This is a genomic window from Thauera sp. WH-1 (genome assembly GCF_047806685.1).
Classification (GTDB): domain Bacteria; phylum Pseudomonadota; class Gammaproteobacteria; order Burkholderiales; family Rhodocyclaceae; genus Thauera.
Genome location: NZ_JBLQGP010000007.1, coordinates 39,372 through 57,373, shown reverse-complemented (window position 1 = coordinate 57,373; position 18,002 = coordinate 39,372). Strand labels below are relative to the sequence as shown.

Genomic DNA, 18,002 nt, shown 5'->3' with positions numbered 1-18,002 from the left:
CCGAGCGAGGAATCGAGCGAGTTCCGCAGCCCATGGAAGGAATGCCCCGCGTCCGCTCCGGATCAGCGATGGTTTTATCCCAACCCCGCACCCCGAACGCACCTGAAGCCCTCGCCAAGTGACGCGAGGCTTCGAATGACGCAGAGCAAGCGCATGACCGACCCACAGCCAACCGACGCCCAAGCCTTCGACCCCAAGCCCTTCCTGCGCACCCTCACCGAGGAGCCCGGCGTCTATCGCATGATCGGCGCCAACGACAAGGTGCTCTACGTCGGCAAGGCCAAGAACCTCAAGCGCCGCGTCTCCAGCTATTTCCAGAAGACCGTCTCCAGCCCGCGCATCGCGATGATGGTGGCCCAGGTGCTGCGCGTGGACATCACCGCCACCCGCTCCGAGGCCGAGGCCCTGATCCTCGAGAACAACCTCATCAAGAGCCTGGCGCCGCGCTACAACATCCTCTTTCGCGACGACAAGACCTACCCCTACATCGAGCTCTCGGCCGACGAATTCCCGCGCCTGGCCTATCACCGCGGCGCCTTCACCAAGGGCGCGCGCTACTTCGGACCGTTTCCCAACGCCTGGGCGGTGCGCGAGAGTATCCACCTGCTGCAGAAGACCTTCCAGCTGCGCACCTGCGAGAACACCGTCTTCGCCAACCGCTCGCGCCCTTGCCTGCTGCACCAGATCAAGCGCTGCACCGCGCCCTGCGTCGGCCTCGTCGAGCCCGAGGCCTACGCCGCGGATGTGAAGCTCGCCACCCGCTTCCTCGACGGTCAGGCGAGCGAGGTCATTGACGACCTGACGGCGCGCATGCAGTCCGCCGCCGAGCGCCTCGCCTTTGAGGAAGCCGCTGCCTGCCGCGACCAGGTGCGCGTGCTGCAGGCGGTGCTGCACAAGCAGTTCGTCGACAGCCGCAAGGACGAGGACGTGGACGTGCTCGCCGCGATCGAGGCCGACGGCCTGACCTGCGTGAACATCGCCATGGTGCGCGGCGGCCGCCACCTCGGCGACCGCCCGCAGTTCCCCAGCGGCGCGGCGGTGTCGGGGGCGATGGACAGCCTGCTCGCCTTCGTCGAGCAGCACTACAGCCAGCACCCGATCCCGGCAAGGATCCTGGTGAACCTGCCACCGGAGGCGGTCAAGGAGACGCTGGCCGAGATCACGGATCGCCCGCCCGGCGTGGTGTCGCCGCGCTTCGAAGCGGACAAGGCCTGGATGGAGATGGCGGAGAAGAACGCCCATCTCGCCATCCAGGCGCGGGCGCGCGACACCGGCCGCATCGAGCAGCGCCTGGAAGCGCTGCGCGCCGCGCTCGACATGGACGAGGCGCCGCAGCGCATCGAATGCTTCGACATCAGCCACACCATGGGCGAGGCCACCGTGGCCTCCTGCGTGGTGTGCGAGGCGGGTGCGATGAAGCGCGCCGAATACCGCCGCTACAACATCACCGGCATCACCGGCGGCGACGATTTCGCGGCGATGCGCCAGGCGCTGGAGCGCCGCTATGGCAAGGTCGCGGCGGGCGAGGGCGTGTGCCCCGACCTGATCCTGATCGACGGCGGCAAGGGCCAGGTCAGCGCCGCGCGCGCGATCCTCGCCGACGTGGGCCTGGAGGCGGTGGCGATGGTGGGCGTCGCGAAAGGGGAAGGGCGCAAGGCCGGGCTGGAGACGCTGATCTTCCCCGACGGCCGCGAGGGCCTGGCGCTCGGCGGCGAATCGGCCGCGCTGCACCTGATCGTGGAGATCCGCGACGAAGCCCACCGCTTCGCCATCACCGGCCACCGCGTCAAGCGCGGCAAGGCACGGGTGGGCTCGAAGCTGGAGGACATCCCCGGCGTCGGCCCCTCGCGCCGCCGCAACCTGCTCGCCGCCTTCGGCGGGCTGGACGGCGTGCGCGAGGCGACGGTGGAGGACCTGTGCCGCGTCGAGGGCGTCAGCCGCAAGCTTGCGGAGCAGATCCACGCGGCGCTGCGCTGAGCGGCGAGGGACGTTTGATGGGTGCGGGCAGCACCCGCGCCGCTGCCTCGTAGCGGAGTTTCAACGAGCAGGCGCCGCGCCGATCAGCTCAGCGCGTCCTTCACCCAGGCGTTGGCCTGTTTGGCGTCGAAGCTGCTGCCGTACTTCGCCTTCAGCGCGCCCATCACCACGCCCATCTGCTTCGGCCCCCGTTCGGCGAGGCCGGCCACGGTGTCGGCGATGAAGGCCTTGACCTCGGCTTCGCTGGCCATCGGCGGCAGGTAGGCGGTGAGGATGGCGGATTCCTGCTCCAGCACCGCGCGGCGTTCGGCGTCCTTGATCACGCTCAGCGCTTCCTGGTTGTTCTTCAGGAACTTGCGGATGGTTTGCTGCACTTCGTCGTCGGTGCTTTCGCGGTTGCCGGCGTTCTTGCCGACCATCTCGGCTTCGCCGATCAGGGTGCTGAGCAAGGTCGCGCGCACGCCGTCGGCGGCCTTGCGGGCGAGCAGGGAATCCTTCTTCAGTTGGGCCATCAGGCTCATGGGTGACTCCATCGGGTTCGGTGGGGGCGCGGTGGGCGGAAGGTGGGCCCGGCACGCGCTGGCAGGCGGCCGAGTTTACCGCAGGGGCGGCATGGCCCGAACACCGGCACGCCATTCAGGCACCTGCAGGGAGGTGCGTCAGTTGCAGGGGGCGTTCGACCCGCAGCTGAAAGCAGCCGCGGGTGGTCTTCTCGATGCGGATCGGCGCATTGCGTTCGACGAGCCGGCGGCCAAGCAGGATCAGGCGAGCCTCGAGGTTGTCACTGATGTCGGGCAGCCGGATGCGTGGATCCAGGCGCAGTTCGCGGTTGCTGAAGGCGGTGCGGCCGGTGTCGGCATGGTCGCGCAGCAGTGCCCACAGGATGGAGCCTGCGACGCCCTTTATCAGGTAGTCGGTGTCGAGGAAGATGCTGTCGTTCTCGGCAAAATGGCGCACCTGCAGCGGGGGGCCCGAGGCCGAGGGCTGTGCCGGTGGCGCGCGGGAGGCGGCGCGCGGCTCGTCGCGGTGATCGGCCGGGCCATGGTGCAGGAGCTGGATGGCCGCGCCCAGGCCGCCGGCGAGCGAGACCATGACGTCCTCGTCGTCGTAGCCGAAGCGCTGCTCCTGGGCGCTCTCGAGGTAGAGCACGCCCAGCACGCGCGAGCCGGCACGGATCGGCACGGCGAGCTGGCTGTTGGCGCCGGGCAGGCCGGGCAGCGGGATTTCCGTGTCCATCTGGAGGGCCATTCCACTGCGTTCGAGGTTCTCGCGGATGGCCTTGCCGTAGCTGTACTCGGCGGCGAAGTGGCCGATGCGAATGGGGGTGCGCTCGCGCGCGGCCACCCCGATCACGCCGTCACCGAGCGCGATTTCCGAGCCGATCCCCGAGGCCTCGTAGCCACGGCTGGCGATGGTGTACAGGCGGCCGGCTGACGCATCGAGCAGCAGGATCATCGCGTGATGGACGTCGAAGTGGCGCTCGAGGCAGTCCAGCGTGCGGCACAGCAGGGCGTCGAGGTCCATGCACAGGCACAGCTCCTCCACGCTCGCGCGCAGGGCCGCGAGCAGGTTGGCGCGCGGCAGGGCAGGCGCCAGCATCCGGCTGGGCACCTGGTCGATCTCGAGCACGCGATAGACGTCGGCGCCGAGCAGGCGGAAGACGCCCGCCATGCCGGCATGCGAGGCGATTCCGGCGAGCTTGGCCTTCATGATCTCGAACAGCGGTCCTTCCTCCTCGGTGCGCAGGTAGTGCAGCAACAGCCGGTAATGGCCGGCCGTGGTCGGATCGATGAGGGCCACGCGGGCCAGCGGATTGGCCAGGATGTTGCGGCGCGTGGTGTTGAAGAACTGCCACGACAGGGCCACATGCTCGGCGTCCACATACTGGACCTGAGACAGGTAGGCCGCATTGGGCACGCCGTCCGCCGCACAGGTGGCGATCGTGCCGGGGATCGCGCCATCGAGACAGGCGCGGATGGCGTCGAGCTTGAGCTTCATGATCGCAGCACGTGGCCGGCCTCGGGCCCGGGCGTCTGCAGACTGCCGAAGGTGGGCGTGAAGCGCACTGCGACCAGTTCGGTGCCATCGGCATGCAGCACGCCGCGGATCACTGCGCCGGAGTAACCGAGCGCCTCCAGGCCGGTGGCGAAGCGGTCGACGTATTGGGCAGCCAGCTCGGGGTCGCCGGCTTCAATGCCGGTGATGACCGCGTCCGTACCCTTGAACTGCAGGGTGCGGTGCGTGCGTGGCAGGCTGAACACCACCGCGATGCGTGCGTTGCGGCCGATGTCGGCGAGCACCTCGGCGCTTGCCGGTGCGGCGAGCAGCACATTGAGCTGACGCTGGTCGGCCGAGACGCGGCATCCCGTGCCGCGGGCCAGGTGGGGGGTGCGATCGTCGTCGCACGTCGCGACCGTGATCGACACCTCGCTGCGCACGAAGTCGGCGAGGGTGTCATCAATCAGTGGGGCAGCGGAGACGTCCATGGTGTCTTGATCATAGACACCATGGACCAGATCTCAACGCCTTCGGGGGCGGGCGGCCTGCGCTCAGTGTTGATCGGCGGGAAAGACGACGGCCATCCCCTGCGGCTGCGCACCGGGCGGAACGTAGGCCGGCGCGGGCTCGCCGGCCGGGCCGAGGGCACGCACGAAGCGGTAGAAGGCACGCAGGTCCGCTTCGTCCATGTCGCGCAGGGCAAACCAGGGCATGGGCGGGCGATAGCTGATCGTGCGCGCGTTGCGCACCCAGTCGTCCTCGCTCAGCCGAGCGAGCGCCAGGCGCAGGTTGCTGGGGTAGGTCGTGCCCCAGGCGCCACTCCAGCCGAGTCGGTCGCCGGTCAGCCACTGCTGCTCGGGGACCGCGCCGCCCGTCATCGCGTAGTTGGGCGTATGGCAGTCGTTGCAGCCTGCGATGCGGGCGATGTAGCGGCCGCGCTCGATCATCGCCTGTTCGGCGGCCGGCTCGGCGGCGCTGGTCACCGTGGCGGCGGTGGCGAGGAGGAGGGTGGCAAGGATGGGGGTGCGCGCTCGTTTCATGGTCGTTCGTCTCCTGCTGGTGGAAGCCCGCTGCGGGAAGCGTCTCCAGCGCGGGCAACTGCAGTGTGGCGACAAGGCTGAAACCGCGTTCCTAAAAAGCCGCTGCGAAGATCCTAAGTTTTTCCTAAGCGGGCGCGCACGGCAGCGCTAGGCCAGGCTGGTGGCGATGTAGTCGACCAGGCGGCGGGTCGCCTCGCTTTCGGTTTCGGTGCGCGTGTGCAGGCGCAGGTCGAGCTCGCCCATGGACGGGAAGCCGTCCCGCTCCTCGAGCACACGCACGCCCTCGGGAACCGTGGTCGCGGCAAGCAGCGTCACGCCGAGTCCGGCGCGCACCGCGGCGATGATGCCGCTGTAGCTGGAGCTCGTGTAGGTGATGCGCCAGCCCCGCTCGAGCCGGCCCAGGGTCTGGAGCACGCGGTTGCGATAGATGCAGGGTGCCGGGGCCAGCACCAGCGCGAGCGGCTGTTGCTGGTGGCGCGCGTGGTCCGGGCTGGTGATCCACAGCAGGGGTTCGGTCAGTACCTTGGTGCCGCTGCTTGCCGTCGGATCGTCGTGCAGTGCGATGACGAGGTCGAACTCGCCCTTCTCTTGCCGCAGGAGCAGGTTCTTGCTGAGATCGCAGGTCACTTCCAGCATCACGCCCGGGTGGGCCTGGGCGAACTTGCCGAGCACGACGGGCAGCAGCGAGGCGGTGTATTCATGCGGTGCGCCAAGGCGCACGCTGCCTGCGACCTTGGGCCGGCGGATGCTGCTCACCGCCTCGTCGTTGAGCGCGAGTATGCGCCGCGCGTAGCCGAGCAGCGTCGTGCCCTCGTCGGTGAGCTTGACGCGGTGGCTGCCGCGCACGAAGAGCTCGGCTCCCAGCAGTTCTTCCAGCCGTCGCACCTGCAGGCTGACGGCCGACTGCGTACGCCCGACCGCATCGCCGGCGCGGGTGAAGCTGCCCAGGTCCACGGCCTTGACGAAGGTTCGCAGCAGTTCGGTCGGGATGTTGCTCATCGGGATGGGGTATTTAGGGTTTAAATAATTTCATTTCAACTATCAAATCTACAAATGTCAAGGCAGCGCTAACATGCATCCCGTCATGCCTTCCCGGCCTCGCCACAACCCGCCCCACACCAAGGAGACATCATGAGCATTGTCAAATTCACCGAAGATCACGAATGGCTGCGCGTTGACGGCGACATCGTCACCGTCGGCATCACCGACTATGCGCAGAACGCGCTCGGCGACATCGTCTTCGTCCAGCTTCCCGACGTGGATACCCACTTCGATGCCGGCGACGAGGCCGCGGTGATCGAGTCCGTGAAGGCGGCGGGCGAGCTCAAGATGCCGCTCGCCGGCACCGTGGTCGAGGTTAACCCGGTGCTGACCGAGGCGCCTGCGACGGTCAACGAGGATCCGCTGGGCACGGGCTGGTTCATCCGCATCCGCCTCGACGATCCGGCTGCGCTGGATGGCCTGCTCGACCAGGCTGCCTACGACAAGCTGACCACCTGACCGACCTGCCTCCGGATTTCGCCGCCATCATGAACATGAACGACACCCGCCTGTCCGCGACGCTCGCACAGCTCGAGCAGCGCGATGATTTCGTCGGCCGCCACGTCGGCCCGGACCAGGCCGAGACCCAGGCGATGCTCGCCGCCCTCGGCCTCGACTCGCTCGATCAACTGATCGAGAGGGTCATCCCTGCCTCCATCCTGTCGGCCGTGCCGCTGGCCTTGCCCGAAGGCCGCAGCGAGCCCGAGGCGCTGGCAATGCTGCGCGCGATCGCGGACAAGAACAGGGTGCTGCGCTCGTTCATCGGCACGGGCTACCACGACACCTTCACGCCGACGGTGATCCTGCGCAACGTGCTCGAGAACCCGGCCTGGTACACCGCCTACACGCCCTACCAGCCCGAGATCTCGCAGGGCCGCCTGGAGGCGCTGCTGAACTTCCAGACCATGGTCACCGACCTCACCGGCCTGGAGATCGCCAACGCCTCGCTGCTCGACGAGGCCACCGCCGCGGCCGAGGCGATGGCCTTCTGCCAGCGCCTGTCGAAGAGCAAGGCCAAGGCCTTCTTCGTCTCGCGCGACTGCCACCCGCAGACCATCGAGGTGGTGCGCACCCGCGCCGAGCCGCTCGGCTTCGAGGTCATCGTCGGCGACGCCGCGACCGATCTGGCCGCGCACGAGGTCTTCGGCGTGCTGCTGCAGTATCCGGCGAGCACCGGCGAGGTGGTGGATTACGCCGCCATCGTCGCCGCCGCCCACGACAAGAAGGCGCTGGTGGTGGTCGCCGCCGACCTGCTGGCGCTGACCCTGCTCAAGCCCCCGGGCGAGTTCGGCGCCGACGTCGCCATCGGCTCGACCCAGCGCTTCGGCATCCCGATGGGCTTCGGCGGCCCGCACGCCGCCTACTTCGCCACCCGCGACGAGCACAAGCGCGTGATGCCCGGCCGCGTGGTGGGCGTGTCGATCGACAGCCACGGCAAGAAGGCCTACCGCCTGGCGATGCAGACCCGCGAGCAGCACATCCGCCGCGAGAAGGCCACCTCCAACATCTGCACCGCGCAGGCGCTGCTCGCCATCATGGCCAGCATGTACGCCTGCTACCACGGCCCGGCCGGCCTGACCACGATCGCGCGCCGCGTGCATCGCCTGACCGCGACCCTGGCCGCCGGCCTGCGCCGCCTCGGCGCCGACGTGCCGACTCAGGCCTTCTTCGACACGATCACCGTGCGCGTCGACGCGGCCAAGGTGCACGCCGCCGCGCGCGCCGCGGGCATGAACCTGCGCGAGATCGACGCCACCACGGTCGGCATCGCGCTCGACGAGACCACCCGCCGCGCCGACGTCGAGGCGCTGTGGAAGGTGTTTGGCGCGGGCGCCGCGGCGCTCGATTTCGATGCCGTCGAAGCCCAGGTGCAGGAGGGGCTGCCGGCCGCGCAACGGCGCAGCTCCGCCTTCCTGACCCACCCGGTGTTCAGTGCCCACCAGTCCGAGACCAAGATGCTGCGCTACCTGCGCAGCCTGGCCGACAAGGACCTCGCGCTCGATCGCACGATGATCCCGCTCGGCTCGTGCACGATGAAGCTCAACGCCACCACCGAGATGATACCGGTGACCTGGCCCGAGTTCGGCGGCCTGCACCCCTTCGCACCCGCCGACCAGACGCAGGGCTACGCCCAGCTCACCGCCGAGCTCGAGCAGATGCTGTGCGCCTGCACCGGCTACGACGCGGTGTCGCTGCAGCCCAACGCCGGCTCGCAGGGCGAATACGCCGGCCTGCTGGCGATCCGCGCCTACCACGCCAGCCGCGGCGAGGGCCACCGCGACGTGTGCCTGATCCCGAGCTCGGCGCACGGCACCAACCCGGCCACCGCGCAGATGGCCGGCATGCGCGTGGTCGTCGTCGCCTGCGATGCCAACGGCAACGTCGACGTCGCCGACCTCAAGGCCAAGGCCGCGCAGCACGCCGACCAGCTCGCCGCGATCATGATCACCTACCCGTCGACCCACGGCGTGTTCGAGACCGCGGTGCGCGAGATCACCGACATCGTGCACGCCCACGGCGGCCAGGTGTACATCGACGGCGCCAACCTCAACGCCATGGTCGGCCTGTGCGGCCCCGGCCACTTCGGCGGCGACGTCTCGCACCTGAACCTGCACAAGACCTTCTGCATCCCGCACGGCGGCGGCGGCCCGGGCGTCGGCCCGATCGGCGTCAAGGCGCACCTCGCGCCCTTTCTGCCGGGTCACGCGGCGGTCGGTCTCAAGGGCATCGGCGCGGTGGCGGCGGCGCCCTGGGGCAGCGCCAGCATCCTGCCGATCACCTGGACCTACATCACGCTGATGGGCCGCGACGGGCTGCGCCACGCCACGTTGATGGCGATCCTCAACGCCAACTACATCGCCAGGCGCCTCGAAGCGCACTACCCGGTGCTCTATCGCGGCGAGCACGGCATGGTGGCGCATGAGTGCATCCTCGACCTGCGCCCGCTCAAGGACCGCACCGGCATCACGGTCGATGACGTCGCCAAGCGCCTGATCGACTTCGGCTTCCATGCGCCGACGATGTCCTTCCCGGTGCCGGGCACGCTGATGATCGAGCCCACCGAGAGCGAGTCGAAGGCCGAGCTCGACCGCTTCTGCGACGCGATGATCGCGATCCGCGAGGAGATCGCCAAGGTTGCCAGCGGCGAGTACGACGCCAAGGACAACCCGCTGGTCAACGCCCCGCACACCGCCGAGGCCATGGTCGGCGACTGGACCCACCCCTACAGCCGCGCGCAGGCCGTCTATCCGCTCGCCAGCCTGCGCGCGAACAAGTACTGGTCGCCGGTCGGCCGGGTGGACAACGTGTATGGCGACCGCAACCTGGTGTGCGCCTGCCCGCCGCTGTCCGATTACGAAGAAATCTGAGGAGTCCCGCACATGAACGTCTCTTTCATCGTCACCCTGGTCGGCGAGGATCGCCCGGGCCTGGTCAATGCGCTCGCCGAGCGCGCGGCCGCGAACGGTGCCAACTGGCTCGACAGCAGCATGGCCCACCTGGCCGGCAGGTTCGCGGGCATCGTGCGGCTCGACGTGGCCGAAGCGAACGCCGAACGTCTTGAGGCAGCACTCCGCGGGCTGTCGTCGGCCGGTCTCAGCCTGAGCATCGAGCGCGGCAGCGCCGCGGCGGGCGCGGCCGGCGGCGCGCTGATCCGCATGGCGCTCCTCGCCCACGACCGGCCCGGCATCGTGCGCGACATTTCCTCGGTGCTGGCGCAGCACGGGGCGAGCGTCGAGCGCATGGACAGCGCCTGCGAGAGCGCGTCCTTCAGCGGCGAGGCGATGTTCCGCGCCGAGCTCGAGGTCCGCGTGCCGGCCAGCGTGCGGCCCGCCGAGCTGCAGGCAGCGCTCGAGGCGCTCGCCAACGAGCTGATGGTCGACCTCAAGCTGGAGGCCGGCGTCTGAGCTGAACCAACACGCCGGCACGCGCCGGCCTGATGCACCACCGGGGGACGGAAGACGCAGCAAGCGCGCTGTCCCGCCGGTTCCATAACGACAAGGAAGCAGGAGACGCCATGCAGCTCATCAACGATTTCTTCAACTGGCTCAACGGCATCGTGTGGGGCGTGCCCATGATCGTGCTGATCCTGGGCACCGGCCTGTACCTGCAGCTGCGCCTCGGCTTCATGCCGATCCTGAGGATTCCGCAGGGCTTTCGCATGATCTGGGGCAGCCGGGGCGTCGGCACGCGCGCCGAGGGCGAGATCTCGCCTTTCGCCGCGCTGATGACCGCGCTGTCAGCGACGGTGGGCACGGGCAACATCGCCGGCGTGGCCACCGCGATCGCGGTCGGCGGCCCGGGCGCGTTGTTCTGGATGTGGATGACGGCCTTAGTCGGCATGGCGACCAAGTACGCCGAGGTCGTGGTCGCGGTGAAGTACCGCGTGGTCGATGACAAGGGCGAGCACGCCGGCGGCCCGATGTACGCCATCCGCAACGGCCTGGGCAAGCGCTGGGGCTGGCTGGCCGGTGCGTTCGCGATCTTCGGCGGGCTGGCGGGCTTCGGCATCGGCAACATGGTCCAGGCCAACGGCATCGCCAGTGCGATGGAGAACGCCTTTGGTCTCGATCCCTGGATCACCGGCGCGGTGCTGATGCTGCTCACCGGCGCGGTCGTGCTCGGCGGCATCAAGCGCATCGGCGCGGTCGCGGAGAAGCTCGTGCCGGCGATGTGCATCGGCTACATCGTGTGCTGCGGCGTCGTCCTGATCACCTTCGCGGACCAGATCCCGGCCGCCTTCGATCTCATCTTCACCCATGCCTTCACGCCGATCTCGGCGGCCGGCGGCTTCGTCGGCGCGACCGTGATGATGGCGATCCAGCGTGGCGTGGCGCGCGGCATCTTCTCCAACGAGGCTGGCCTCGGTACCGCAGGCATCGCGCAGGCGGCGGGAACTACCAGCAACGCGGTGTATTCCGGCCTGATCGGCATGATGGGCACCTTCATCGACACCATCATCGTGTGCACGATGACCGGCGTGGCGATCATCGTCAGCGGCGTGTGGACTTCGGGCGCATCCGGCGCCGTGCTGACCTCGGCCAGCTTCGAGGCCGCGATGCCGGGTGTGGGCAAGTACCTGCTCGCGATCTCGCTGGCGGTGTTCGCCTTCACCACCATCCTCGGCTGGGCCTACTACGGCGAGAAGTGCTGGGAATACCTGCTCGGCACGGCGAGCGAGAAGCCCTTCCGCGTGCTGTGGATCCTGTGCGTCCCGGTGGGCGCGGTCACCAGCCTGGACTTCGCGTGGCTGGTTGCCGACACGCTGAACGCGCTGATGGCGATCCCCAACCTCATCTCGCTGCTGCTGCTCACGCCGGTCGTCGTCACACTGACCCGCGAGTACTTCGCCAACGGCGGTGCCGACGGCGGCGAAGCCCGGAAATCGGCCGCGCGCCCGAGCCGTTGAGCTTCCCCCGTTGAACGTCCTCCGCTGAACCTCACCTGTCGCACCCAACCAATTCAGGAGTCCCCCATGTTCGACAAGCACATGCAGATCGACGGCTACGACGCCGAACTCTGGACCGCCATCGAGGCCGAGCGCGCACGCCAGGAAGACCACATCGAGCTGATCGCGTCCGAGAACTACGCCAGCCCGCGCGTGATGCAGGCGCAGGGCACGGTACTCACCAACAAGTACGCCGAAGGCTATCCGGGCAAGCGCTACTACGGCGGCTGCGAGCATGTCGACGTGGTCGAGCAGCTTGCGATCGACCGCGCCAGGCAACTCTTTGGCGCCGACTGGGCGAACGTGCAGCCGCACTCGGGCTCGCAGGCCAATGCCGCGGTGTATCTCGCGCTGCTGCAGCCGCACGACACCATCCTGGGCATGAGCCTGGCCCATGGCGGTCACCTGACCCACGGCGCCAGGGTGAACTTCTCCGGCAAGATCTTCAACGCCGTGCAGTACGGCGTCACCGACGACGGCGTGATCGACTACGACGCCCTCGAGGCTCAGGCGCTCGAGTGCACGCCCAAGATGATCGTTGCCGGCTTCTCCGCCTACGCCCGCCACCTCGACTTCGCGCGCTTTCGCGCCATCGCCGACAAGGTCGGCGCGCTGCTGTTCGTCGACATGGCCCACGTCGCCGGCCTGGTGGCCGCCGGGCTGTACCCCAACCCGGTGCCCTTCGCCGACATCGTCACCAGCACCACGCACAAGACCCTGCGCGGCCCGCGTGGCGGCATCATCGTCGGCCGCGCCAACCCCGAGATCGAGAAGAAGATCGCCTCGATGGTGTTCCCCGGCACCCAGGGCGGCCCGCTGATGCACGTCATCGCCGCCAAGGCGGTGGCCTTCAAGGAGGCGCTCGAGCCGGCTTTCAAGGACTACCAGAAGCAGGTGATCGCCAACGCGCGCGCGATGGCGGCGGTGTTTGTCGAGCGCGGCTACCGGGTCGTGTCCGGCGGCACCGACGACCACCTGTTCCTGGTCGACCTGATCGCCAAGGGCATCACCGGCAAGGCCGCCGACGCCGCGCTGGGCTCGGCGCACATCACCGTCAACAAGAACACCGTGCCCAACGACCCGCAGTCGCCCTTCGTCACCAGCGGCATCCGCATCGGCACGCCGGCGGCGACCACGCGCGGCTTCGGCATCGACGAGGTCAGCGCGCTCGCCGGCTGGATCTGCGACATCCTCGATGACATCGACAACGCGGCGGTGGTCGACGCGGTGCGCGCCAAGGTCGCCGCGCTATGCGCACGCTTCCCGGTGTACGGGGGCTGAGCGGTGAGCGCCGCGCGCGCTCGCGCAGGGTCTCGAGCCGTTCGAGTCCCTGCGTGACCCCGGCGCCGACATGAAACTGCTATACAGGGAAGGCGGGCGCGGTGGTCTCGCCGCGAACGTCTCCGAATGCTGAAGGCCCTTCCGCTAATCGACAAGGAACCAAGATGAGCGACATTCAATCCGACGCCCCCTTGCTGCAAACCCCGCTTCACGATCTGCACGTGTCGCTCGGCGCCAAGATGGTGCCGTTCGCCGGCTACGCGATGCCGGTGCAGTACCCGGCGGGCATCCTCAAGGAACACCTCCATACCCGCAGCCAGGCCGGCCTGTTCGACGTCTCGCACATGGGGCAGGTGATGCTGCTTGGCCCCGACGCCGCGGCTGCACTGGAGACCCTGGTGCCGGTCGACATCATCGACCTGCCGCCGGGCATGCAGCGCTACGCCCTGTTCCTCAACGACAAGGGCGGTGTAATGGACGACCTGATGGTCGCCAACTTTGGCGACGGTCGGCTGTTCGTGGTCGTCAACGCCGCCTGCAAGGCACAGGACATCGCGCACATGCAGCAGCACCTGTCCGCGCGCTGCAAGGTCGAGGTGCTGGCCGATCGCGCCCTGCTCGCCCTGCAGGGGCCGGCGGCCGGCGCGGTGCTGGCGCGCCTTGCGCCCGAGACGGCGAAGATGGTGTTCATGAACGTCGCCACCGTGACCCTGCTTGGCGCCGAGTGCTACGTCAGCCGGTCGGGCTACACCGGCGAGGACGGCTTCGAGATCTCGGTGCCGGCCGACAAGGCCGAGGGGCTCGCCAAGGAACTGCTCAGCCACCCCGAAGTCGCGCCGATCGGCCTCGGTGCGCGTGACTCGCTGCGCCTGGAAGCTGGCCTGTGCCTGTACGGCCACGACCTCGATCAGCACACCTCCCCGGTCGAGAGCAGCCTGCTGTGGGCGCTGTCCAAGGTGCGCCGCGCCGATGGTGCCCGTCCCGGTGGCTACCCGGGCGCCGACGTGGTCTTCGAGCACATCGCCAAGGGCGTGGCGCGCAAGCGCGTGGGCCTGCGCCCGAACGCACGCGTGCCGGTGCGCGAGGGCGCGGAGCTGGTGGATGCCGACGGTCGCAAGGTCGGCATGGTCACCAGCGGCGGCTTCGGCCCGACGCTGGAGGCGCCGGTGGCGATGGGCTACGTCGATACCGCGCTGGCCAAGGTCGGCACCCCGCTGTCGGCGATGGTGCGCGGCAAGGCGGTGCCGATCGAAGTGGCCAGCACCCCCTTCGTGCCGCAACGCTACTACCGCGGCTGACGTACGACGGGACGGCCCGGCCCTTGCGGGCCCTGAGCGGCCGTCCCTCGATCAGGGGCGATCGACGCGATGAATCTTCTCCGGGTTCATCTTCGGCGACCACGGCAGGCCACTGTTCTGCCAGCCGTTCTGCAGGCGGAAGCCGGCTTGAGGCCCTTCCTTGATGGCGTCGCCCTGGAAGCCATGGATGACGTAGCGCGCATTCGGGAAGCCGTTCTCGCGCAGGAAGTCGGCGCTCGGCTTTCCTCGCTCGCTGCCCGAGCGGCACAGGGTGATGATCTCGGCGTCTGCGCTCAGGCCGCGCCTGGCCAGTTCCAGCTTCACCTGATTGATGAAGTCGGGATTGCGGTACAGGCGGAACACGCCGCGCTCGGCGTTCCACTGCGTGCGATCGACCAGCATGAACGGCACGTTGGCATGGGCGGCGTCGGTTGAGCCGACGAACATGATCTCGACCGGGTCGCGGACGTCGAGGAACAGCACGTTCTGCTCGGCCTGCTGGATCTTGGCGTAGGTCTCCTTGGCCGAGATGCCGATGTCGGCGGCGTGGGCGGCGAGGCTGGCGAAGCCAATGGCGGCGGCGATCAGGAGTCTTTTCATCTTGCGTGTTCTCCGGTGATGGATCGGGGGGTCAGGCCTGGCGGCGCAGGCTTGCGGCGATCGGCCAGGCCAGCGCCGCGGCCACGGCGCCGAAGGCCGCTGCGTAGAAGAACAGGTTCATCCAGTCCACCCAGTAGCCCATGTTGGCGAAGGACGACTGGGTCATGGCCGGGGTGATGAAGAAAGTGATCGCCGTGGCGATGACGCCGATGACAAAGGCCGGCGCGATCGCCTTCTTCCAGCCGGCGCCCGGGCGGGTGGCGGCGAAGACCATCAGGGCCAGCCACAGCACCGCGGTGCCGATGACGGCGGGCAGGGACTGCAGCCCGAGTTCGAACAGGATGTTCAGGGTCAGCCAGATCTCGTACATGTCGTCTCTCCCCTCAGACCCGGCCCTTGGCCACGGCCATGTAGGCGGGCTTGAGCAGGCGGTATTTCATGACCCAGGCGAAGTAGCTGTCCTGCAGCGGGTCGATCATCGGCAGCGAGGGCGTCAGGTTGTTCTCGTAGTCGAACTCGATCAGCAGCGCCGAGCCCTCGCGCAGCAGCAGCGGGCATGAGGTGTAGCCGTCGAAGACCTGCGAGGGCTCGCGGCCGGCGATCACCTCGATCAGGTGCTGCGCCACGATCGGCGCGCTCTTCTTGACCGTGGCGGCGGTCTTCCCCTTGGCGGTGCCGTTGATGTCGCCGATGCCGAACACGTTGGGGAAGCGGCGGTGGCGCAGGGTCTTGGGGTCGACTTCCAGCCAGCCGCCAGCGGCAAAGCCACCTTCCTTCCACGACAGCGGGCTGTTCTTCACCGAGTCGGGTGCGCGCATCGGCGGCACGACGTGGATGAAGTCGTAGTCGATCTCGGTGCGTTCGCCTTCCGGGCTGCTCACGGTGGCGCGGCGGGCGCCGATGTCCACCGCCACCAGCATGCTGTTGAAGGTGACCGGGATGTCCAGCCCCGCCCAGCGGCGCAGGACCTCCTCGTTGATGCGCGGCACGCTGAAGATGTTGCCCAGCGCGGAGTGGAAGTCGATCGTCGAGGCTTTGCGCGTGCCAGCTTGCTGCAGGCGGTCCGCGAGCATGAAGGTCATCTTCAGTGGCGCGCCAGCGCACTTCAACGGCGTCGCGGGCAGCGTCATCAGGGCGCGCCCGCCTTTCTGGCGGAACGTGTCCATCGCCTGCCAGGTCGCTTCGGCCGCCGCCGGGCTGGGATAGACGCAGCCCAGGCCGTGGGTGCCGATCGCGTCGACGTCCATGCCTTCGATCTGGGCGAAGTCCAGATGCAGGCCGGTGGCCACCACCAGGTAGTCGTACTCGATGCGCATGCCGCTGTCGGTGACGACCGCGTTGGCCTCGGGATCGAACTCCGCCACCATCTCGCGCACCCACTCCACACCGGCGGGCACCAGGTCGACATTGCGGTCGCTGACCTTGCCGACCGGCCAGATGCCGGTCGCCACCAGGGTGTAGCCGGGCTGGTAGTTGTGGATCTCCTTGCGGTCGATGATCGTGATCCTGGCGCCGTCCAGCTCGCGCGACAGGCGGCTCGCAAGGGCGAGGCCACCCAGACCGCTGCCGGCGATGACGATGCGCGCCGAAGTGCTCAGGGAAGCCTGGGCCGGACGGGCGCCCACGGCGAGGCCGCTGCCGGCGACCACCGGCAGCACGGATGCGCCGAACAGAAGGCGACGTCGGGTGGCATCGACGTCGGGCGTTGCGCAGGGGGATTCAGGCGTATCGGACATGTGTCTCTCCTTCCCGGTCGGGGATCTGTGCCATGCGCGCAGCCCCGTTTCTATCGTCGCTTCTTTTCCAATCATATAAGTATTTGATCAAATGGCCATGTTGTGATCAGGGCTATGTGACCGAGGTCACAGAGCGCCGCCCTGCAAGGAAGCGAGGCGGCCGACCGCCAGGCTGCCCGGACCCTGGCGCGCGAACTTCACCATCAGAACCATCTCGACGATCAGCAGCAGGGTGTAGAAGCCGACGAAGCCGGCGAGCGAGCCGTAAAGACTTTCCACCGTCAGCGTGGACACCGACAGGTGGGTGGGCAGCACGCCGTAGATCGTCCACGGTTGGCGGCCGTACTCGGCTACGAACCAGCCCATCTCGCATGCCAGCCACGGGATGGGCAGAAACCACAGGGCCCACTTGAGCAGCCAGCGACGCTCGGCGAAATCGCCCTTGATCGAGGACCACAGCGCCAGTCCGAACAGCGCCAGCATTGCGAAGCCCAGCGCCACCATGACCCAGGGAATGTGGATCAAGACTCGTGCCAGGGCCGCGAAATCGGCTGGATATGAGACGAATCAAGGCGCTGGCGGGCCAGTGGGCGGCTCGGGCGGCGTTTCCCGCCTCTGCGGTGTGCTGCAGGAATGGCAGAAAAGTGCCGAAATAATGCCAAGTTGGCAGTAAAGTGGGGCGCCTCGCTGAGGGAGGTGCTCCGAACCCAGTCCGGTGAAGCGCCGCAACAATGCCGCTGTGACCCGCGCGGATCGTGGGCTTTCGGGGCGCGAGGGCTTTCTGGCCGGCCCTTGGTACAGTCCTCCGCGGAAGTGGGCACAGAGTTTGCTTATATAGGCCCAGAGGCGGGGTCGAGTCGTGCACACCAGCTGGATCGTTCCCCTCTGCGATCACCCCCCCGGTGGTGGCGGCCGACGTTTTCCCCCGGCCCCGCTTCTCTTTTCAGCGCGCAAGCCTGCGCCAAGACATCGACCCCCGGAGACGCAGACCATGTCCGATACTCTCAAGGAGCGCCGCCGACTCCTCATCGCCACCTCCAGTGCTGGAGCGGTTGCCGCCGCCGCGACCGCCGTCCCCTTCGTCGCCAGCCTGACGCCGTCCGAGCGTGCCCGCGCGGCCGGTGCCCCGGTCGAGGCCGAGGTCGGCAAGCTCGCCCCCGGCGAGATGATGACCGTGGAGTGGCGCGGCAAGCCGGTGTGGATCCTGCGCCGCACGCCGGAGATGATTGCCGGCCTCGAAGCGCACGAGGCACGGCTCGCCGACCCCGCGTCGGGCGAGCAGCAGCAGCCCGGCTATGCAGCCAATCGCCACCGTTCGATCAATCCCGAGTACCTGGTGGTGATCGGCATCTGCACCCACCTTGGCTGCTCGCCATCGGAGAAGTTCGCCTCAGGCGCGGCCAGCGGCATCGGCGCGGACTGGCCTGGCGGCTTCCTGTGCCCGTGCCACGGTTCGATCTTCGATCTGGCCGGCCGCGTGTTCCTCAGCCAGCCGGCACCGACCAACCTCGAGATCCCGCCGCACAAGTGGCTGTCCGGCAGCCTGGTGCTGATCGGCGAGGACGACTCGACCACCGCCTGAGCC

Annotated in this window: 17 protein-coding genes; 8 read left to right on the top strand and 9 right to left on the bottom strand. The window is 68.4% G+C overall.

The genetic code is table 11. The features are described 5' to 3' along the window. Window positions 1-153: 153 nt before the first annotated feature. On the top strand, window positions 154-1,977 hold the full coding sequence (uvrC, locus tag ACMV5O_RS09040; protein WP_416163256.1) for an excinuclease ABC subunit UvrC: 1,824 nt from the start codon (window positions 154-156) through the stop codon (window positions 1,975-1,977). Window positions 1,978-2,060: 83 nt separating this feature from the next. Here uvrC and ACMV5O_RS09035 read toward each other — a convergent pair whose 3' ends face one another. The 5 genes from ACMV5O_RS09035 to ACMV5O_RS09015 all read right to left on the bottom strand — a co-directional run bounded on the left by ACMV5O_RS09035 (window position 2,061) and on the right by ACMV5O_RS09015 (window position 6,014). Then, window positions 2,061-2,498 (bottom strand): GatB/YqeY domain-containing protein, encoded by a 438-nt coding sequence (locus ACMV5O_RS09035; protein WP_416163136.1) that lies wholly within the window; start codon window positions 2,496-2,498, stop codon window positions 2,061-2,063. Between the two features lie 115 nt (window positions 2,499-2,613). After that, on the bottom strand, window positions 2,614-3,975 hold the full coding sequence (locus ACMV5O_RS09030; RefSeq protein WP_416163135.1) for a GAF domain-containing protein: 1,362 nt from the start codon (window positions 3,973-3,975) through the stop codon (window positions 2,614-2,616). Beyond that, a complete protein-coding gene (locus ACMV5O_RS09025) occupies window positions 3,972-4,463 on the bottom strand; it encodes a pyridoxamine 5'-phosphate oxidase family protein (protein ID WP_416163134.1) in 492 nt (163 codons plus the stop codon). Before ACMV5O_RS09025 ends, ACMV5O_RS09030 begins: the two co-directional genes overlap by 4 nt. A 63-nt stretch (window positions 4,464-4,526) precedes the next feature. Next, window positions 4,527-5,015, bottom strand: a complete 489-nt coding sequence (locus ACMV5O_RS09020) for a cytochrome C (RefSeq protein WP_324538162.1) — start codon at window positions 5,013-5,015, stop codon at window positions 4,527-4,529. Between the two features lie 147 nt (window positions 5,016-5,162). Further along, window positions 5,163-6,014 (bottom strand): LysR substrate-binding domain-containing protein, encoded by an 852-nt coding sequence (locus ACMV5O_RS09015; RefSeq protein WP_324538161.1) that lies wholly within the window; start codon window positions 6,012-6,014, stop codon window positions 5,163-5,165. Window positions 6,015-6,146: 132 nt separating this feature from the next. Between ACMV5O_RS09015 and gcvH the strand changes: the two genes are divergently transcribed. The 6 genes from gcvH (at window position 6,147) to gcvT (ending at window position 14,081) form a co-directional block, all read left to right on the top strand. Continuing rightward, entirely contained in the window at window positions 6,147-6,515 is a 369-nt protein-coding gene (gcvH, locus tag ACMV5O_RS09010) for a glycine cleavage system protein GcvH (RefSeq protein WP_416163133.1), read from the top strand. Between the two features lie 29 nt (window positions 6,516-6,544). After that, window positions 6,545-9,424, top strand: coding sequence for an aminomethyl-transferring glycine dehydrogenase (gcvP, locus tag ACMV5O_RS09005; RefSeq protein ID WP_416163132.1), 2,880 nt, complete (start codon window positions 6,545-6,547; stop codon window positions 9,422-9,424). A gap of 12 nt (window positions 9,425-9,436) precedes the next feature. Beyond that, window positions 9,437-9,961, top strand: coding sequence for a glycine cleavage system protein R (locus ACMV5O_RS09000; RefSeq protein WP_416163131.1), 525 nt, complete (start codon window positions 9,437-9,439; stop codon window positions 9,959-9,961). A 110-nt stretch (window positions 9,962-10,071) separates the two neighbouring features. Continuing rightward, entirely contained in the window at window positions 10,072-11,463 is a 1,392-nt protein-coding gene (locus ACMV5O_RS08995) for an alanine/glycine:cation symporter family protein (RefSeq protein WP_416163130.1), read from the top strand. 66 nt (window positions 11,464-11,529) lie between these two features. Continuing rightward, window positions 11,530-12,783, top strand: a complete 1,254-nt coding sequence (gene glyA / locus ACMV5O_RS08990) for a serine hydroxymethyltransferase (protein ID WP_416163129.1) — start codon at window positions 11,530-11,532, stop codon at window positions 12,781-12,783. A gap of 164 nt (window positions 12,784-12,947) precedes the next feature. Then, window positions 12,948-14,081, top strand: coding sequence for a glycine cleavage system aminomethyltransferase GcvT (gcvT, locus tag ACMV5O_RS08985; RefSeq protein ID WP_416163128.1), 1,134 nt, complete (start codon window positions 12,948-12,950; stop codon window positions 14,079-14,081). A gap of 51 nt (window positions 14,082-14,132) precedes the next feature. Here the strand turns inward: gcvT and ACMV5O_RS08980 are convergent, their stop codons facing one another. The 4 genes from ACMV5O_RS08980 to ACMV5O_RS08965 all read right to left on the bottom strand — a co-directional run bounded on the left by ACMV5O_RS08980 (window position 14,133) and on the right by ACMV5O_RS08965 (window position 16,942). After that, window positions 14,133-14,681 (bottom strand): sulfurtransferase, encoded by a 549-nt coding sequence (locus tag ACMV5O_RS08980; RefSeq protein ID WP_416163127.1) that lies wholly within the window; start codon window positions 14,679-14,681, stop codon window positions 14,133-14,135. Window positions 14,682-14,712: 31 nt separating this feature from the next. Then, window positions 14,713-15,051 (bottom strand): hypothetical protein, encoded by a 339-nt coding sequence (locus tag ACMV5O_RS08975; RefSeq protein ID WP_324538153.1) that lies wholly within the window; start codon window positions 15,049-15,051, stop codon window positions 14,713-14,715. Between the two features lie 13 nt (window positions 15,052-15,064). After that, the gene (locus ACMV5O_RS08970; RefSeq protein ID WP_416163126.1) at window positions 15,065-16,417 is read right to left on the bottom strand and encodes an NAD(P)/FAD-dependent oxidoreductase; all 1,353 of its coding nucleotides are present in this window, start codon (window positions 16,415-16,417) and stop codon (window positions 15,065-15,067) included. Between the two features lie 126 nt (window positions 16,418-16,543). Beyond that, window positions 16,544-16,942 (bottom strand): cytochrome ubiquinol oxidase subunit I, encoded by a 399-nt coding sequence (locus ACMV5O_RS08965; protein WP_416163125.1) that lies wholly within the window; start codon window positions 16,940-16,942, stop codon window positions 16,544-16,546. 466 nt (window positions 16,943-17,408) lie between these two features. On the opposite strand from ACMV5O_RS08965, the gene petA reads away from it, so the two are divergent. Beyond that, window positions 17,409-17,999: a ubiquinol-cytochrome c reductase iron-sulfur subunit gene (gene petA / locus ACMV5O_RS08960; RefSeq protein WP_416163124.1), complete on the top strand. Its 591-nt coding sequence runs from the start codon at window positions 17,409-17,411 to the stop codon at window positions 17,997-17,999. The last annotated feature ends 3 nt before the right edge of the window (window positions 18,000-18,002 follow it).